The organism is Dietzia sp. DQ11-44 (genome assembly GCF_014145205.1).
Taxonomy (GTDB): Bacteria; Actinomycetota; Actinomycetes; order Mycobacteriales; family Mycobacteriaceae; genus Dietzia; species Dietzia natronolimnaea.
Map to the genome: position 1 here is coordinate 1 of NZ_JAALEC010000317.1, position 3,570 is coordinate 3,570.

Annotated in this window: 4 protein-coding genes; 2 read left to right on the forward strand and 2 right to left on the reverse strand. The window is 64.0% G+C overall.

Features of this window, described 5'->3' with window-relative positions; genetic code table 11:
- Both G6018_RS08665 and G6018_RS08670 read left to right on the forward strand, forming a co-directional pair.
- Positions 1 to 633, forward strand: a 633-nt coding sequence (locus G6018_RS08665) for a CE1759 family FMN reductase (RefSeq protein ID WP_182639400.1), incomplete at its 5' end; no start/stop codon positions are given.
- A gap of 254 nt (positions 634 to 887) precedes the next feature.
- Positions 888 to 2,219 carry a hypothetical protein gene (locus G6018_RS08670; protein WP_182639401.1) on the forward strand — a complete coding sequence of 444 codons (1,332 nt, stop codon included), beginning with the start codon at positions 888 to 890 and terminating at the stop codon, positions 2,217 to 2,219.
- A 6-nt stretch (positions 2,220 to 2,225) separates the two neighbouring features.
- Here the strand turns inward: G6018_RS08670 and G6018_RS08675 are convergent, their stop codons facing one another.
- A complete protein-coding gene (locus G6018_RS08675; protein WP_241731089.1) occupies positions 2,226 to 2,492 on the reverse strand; it encodes a hypothetical protein in 267 nt (88 codons plus the stop codon).
- 44 nt (positions 2,493 to 2,536) lie between these two features.
- A complete protein-coding gene (gene mca / locus G6018_RS08680; RefSeq protein ID WP_179525714.1) occupies positions 2,537 to 3,460 on the reverse strand; it encodes a mycothiol conjugate amidase Mca in 924 nt (307 codons plus the stop codon).
- Positions 3,461 to 3,570: the final 110 nt, after the last annotated feature.

Sequence of the window (3,570 nt, forward strand, 5' to 3'; positions counted from 1 at the left end):
TCGGTGCCGTCGAGCACCAGGATGTTGGCCGACCGTCTCACCTCGGCGACCCGTGAGGCCCTCGGGCGCCACGGGCAGGACGTCGACGTGACGGTCCTCGAGGTCCGCGGGCTCGCCCATGAGGTCGTGGACGCCACCTTCACCCGGTTCCCCGGCGACAAACTGCGCGCCGCACTCGAGGAGATCGCCCGCGCGGACGGGGTGATCGCGGTGACACCCACGTACAACCAGTCGTTCTCGGGCCTCTTCAAGTCGTTCTTCGACGTGATCGACCCCGGCACGCTGACCGGCGTCCCGGTGGCACTGGGTGCGACGGGTGGCACCGTCCGGCACTCGCTGTCGATCGACTTCGCGCTGCGCCCGATGTTCGCCTACCTCAAGGCGGACGTGGTGCCGACCTCGGTGTTCGCGGCCTCCGAGGATTTCGGGGCCGTCGCCACCGGGGGCGACGGCGACTCCCTGGCCTCGCGGGCGGACCGCGTGGGTACGGAACTGGCCGACTACATGCTGCGCTTCGCCGGGGTGACCGGCGGCGCGGTGGCGCCGACCCGGGCGGACGCGGGCCGGGGCCGGAGGAGCGACGACGACGAGTTCGGCGACTTCGTCCCGATGGGCGACCTACTGAAGCCTTGACTTCTCGGGGTCGGGACGTGCGACACCGAACCCGAGAACTCGATACCAGTTTTACACCTGGGCCGACGGCGCCGAAGCTACGTTTCCCGTTGTAACCGGTCCTCTTCATTTATTGTCGCGCCATGGGCGAAACGGGCGGTCCGGCGTTTGAATTCGGTCGAGACGAATACGAACAATGGTACAACAAGTAACGGTTCTCGCTGTTCGAACCTGCACTACGAACAGTCGAGCGCCTGATCGATCAGTGGTTGACGATGGAGCTGTCAGACGCAGACCGTGAAAAGTTCCGCATCTCTGCAACACGAGTGAAGGGCATGAACAGCTTATGGTCGAAAATCCAGAAGCCAAAATACTCGGCCAGGATTCGAACCCTGAAAGAGATTCCTGAGGCAGTGGACGACATAGTCGGACTACGGGTCACGTGCAACAACACCTGTGATCTCGAACTACTTCGCAATATAATGACTGACCTACCGAGCGATCTGAGTTCGGCAACATGGATCACGCTTCAGTCCAACAGTGAAAAGCTATACTTCCAGAGCCCCAAGAGTTCCGGATACCGGGCTTATCACGTTAACGTACAAACTCTCATTCATACTCCTGGGGATTGGGAACCGGTCACTGTGGAGATCCAAGCGAGGACCCTGCTGCAGGACGGATGGGGTGAGCTAACCCACGAAGATACATACAAGCCGGGCGTTCAGCTTCCTGCTCTTGCGACCACCCTCGCGCGCCGGATGGCCGATCTACTCGCAACCGTAGACGACATCGCTCAAGACCTCCGTGACGAACTCGATCGCCTCGCCGAGGTGTCCATTGCGTCCCCCTCCCCGATCATTTCAGGCAGCTCCAAGTCCGCGAACCAGGAAATCAGGCTGAGTAACGCCACGACAGTTTCCAACTCCGCCGCCGACGAAGCTCTGGTGTCGGAAGCGAGGAATGTCGCGTCGCGGCTGAGCAAACCTGCAGCACTAGCGTCGATCGCGCAGAACATCCAGGCGAGTTTCGATCGTGGGGATGCAAAGAACTGGGGATCCTTCGGCTCCCTCGCGTCATTGCTCCAAGCCGCGGTACCTGAATACGAGATCAACTACGATCCCCCTGGGTATCTCATCCCGCCGGGAACCTCCCTCGAGTCTGAGAGCAACGATGCGCCCACTCTCGTCCACCGACTGAAGTGGCGCGACAAGTTTGCTCCAGCCGTCTCCTCAGACCAACTCGGTCACATGATCGAGTCCATTTCGCGGGCCCTGAACCGGAACAACCTGGATATCCTTGGAATCCATGACACCCCGGTCGATACGAGGTTCCACAACGCCATCGTGAAGGCCGCTAGAGACTATTGCGAACTCAAGGGCACGACGGTCTCGCGTAGTCGGTTGAACTACCTGTCCAATTCCCTCAGAATGAGCGGCAAGTTGTCCCCCGACATGGCGCCGAGTGAAGTCGCCGAGGCCCTGAATTCATCACTCCTCGGCCGAGCGACGTTATTGGGCATGTTGCGCGATGACGAATCCGAGAAGCGCGAACTGAGGGAATGGACAGAACGAGCCCTGGAATCGATTGCGCCTGCTGACCCCGACTGAGCGAGGTCAGGAGCGATCGGCGTCCGGAGTGCGCTCCACGCCGGCTCGGTCCGTGCCCTCGTCGGCCAGTTGATCCGGCTCGGGGTGGTCGGTGTCGAAGGTCTCGGGCAGGTTCTTGATGTGCTTGTTCATGTTGCGGATCAGAAGGACCGTCGCGACCAGCAGGAGCAGGACCACGGGGATCCCGATCGGCGAGGCCTTGCCGAATTCCGGGCCCATCGGGTGGTCGTTGTACCCGGGCGTGCCCGGCGACTGGTTCTGCGCGAAGACCATCGAGGTCTGATACGCCAGGATCTGGACGTCCGGTCCCAGGGTGATCATCTCGGGTCCTCACTCGTGCTCGGTCCGACCGGGAGCGCGACGTACGGGTCGACGCCCTCGAACAGGTCTGACTCGTATTCTCCCTCAGCCCGCTCGGGTACGGCCACCCGGCTTGCCGCGAGTTCGAACTCCTCGGTGGGCCACACCCGCTGCTGCATCTCCACCGGGGCGGCGAAGAACCAACCGTTGGGGTCGATCTGCGTGGCGTGGGCCAGCAGTGCGGAGTTGCGTTGCTCGAAGTAGTCCGCGCACTCCACCCGGGTGGTCACCCGCTCCATGATGTCGGGGCGATCCCCCCAGCGGGACAGGAACTCCGCGAAGTGGCGGACGCCGTCGCGGGCGAACAGCTCCTCGTCGAGCAGCTCCAGACGGCTCTTGGGGAAGCCGTGCGTGTAGTAGACCTTGGCCACGGCCCACGGCTCGCCGGTGCCGGGGTAACGGGCGGGGTCCGCGGCGGCCTCGTAGGCGGCCATCGACGCCGAGTGCACCTTCAGGTGATCCGGGTGCGGGTACCCACCGTTCTCGTCGTAGGTGATGATCACGTGCGGTCGGAACTCCCGGATCCTGGCGACCAGGGAGCGGGTGACCTCGTCGTCGTCGGCAAGGGCGAAACATCCGGGAGGCAACGGCGGCAACGGGTCCCCCTCGGGCAGACCCGAGTCCTCGTAGCCCAGCCAGTGGTGGTCGACGCCGAGGATGTCCGCCGCGCGCGCCATCTCGCGGCGCCGTACGCCCACGAGATCGGCCACGACGTCAGGGCGGTCCATCGCAGGGTTGAGGATGCTGCCGCGCTCGCCGCCGGTACACGTCTCCACCAGCACGTTCACGCCCCGGGCCACGTACTTGGCCATGGTCGCGGAGCCCTTGGACGCCTCGTCGTCGGGGTGGGCGTGCACCGCCATCAGCCGGAGACCGGCCATCGTCGCACCTGCCGTTCATCAGAGCTCGGGGATCGGGATGACCCATTCTATGGACTCACCGGCCACCGGTGCCCCCGGGGCGGTCCGCCCGGGGCCCCCGGATACCCTGG

Bases quoted from the DNA above. Each gene is read 5' to 3' on its own strand.
- G6018_RS08670 (WP_182639401.1), top strand. From the start codon at position 888: ATGGAGCTGTCAGACGCAGACCGTGAAAAGTTCCGCATCTCTGCAACA.
- G6018_RS08675 (WP_241731089.1), bottom strand. From the start codon at position 2,492: ATGGTCTTCGCGCAGAACCAGTCGCCGGGCACGCCCGGGTACAACGAC.
- mca (WP_179525714.1), bottom strand. From the start codon at position 3,460: ATGGCCGGTCTCCGGCTGATGGCGGTGCACGCCCACCCCGACGACGAG.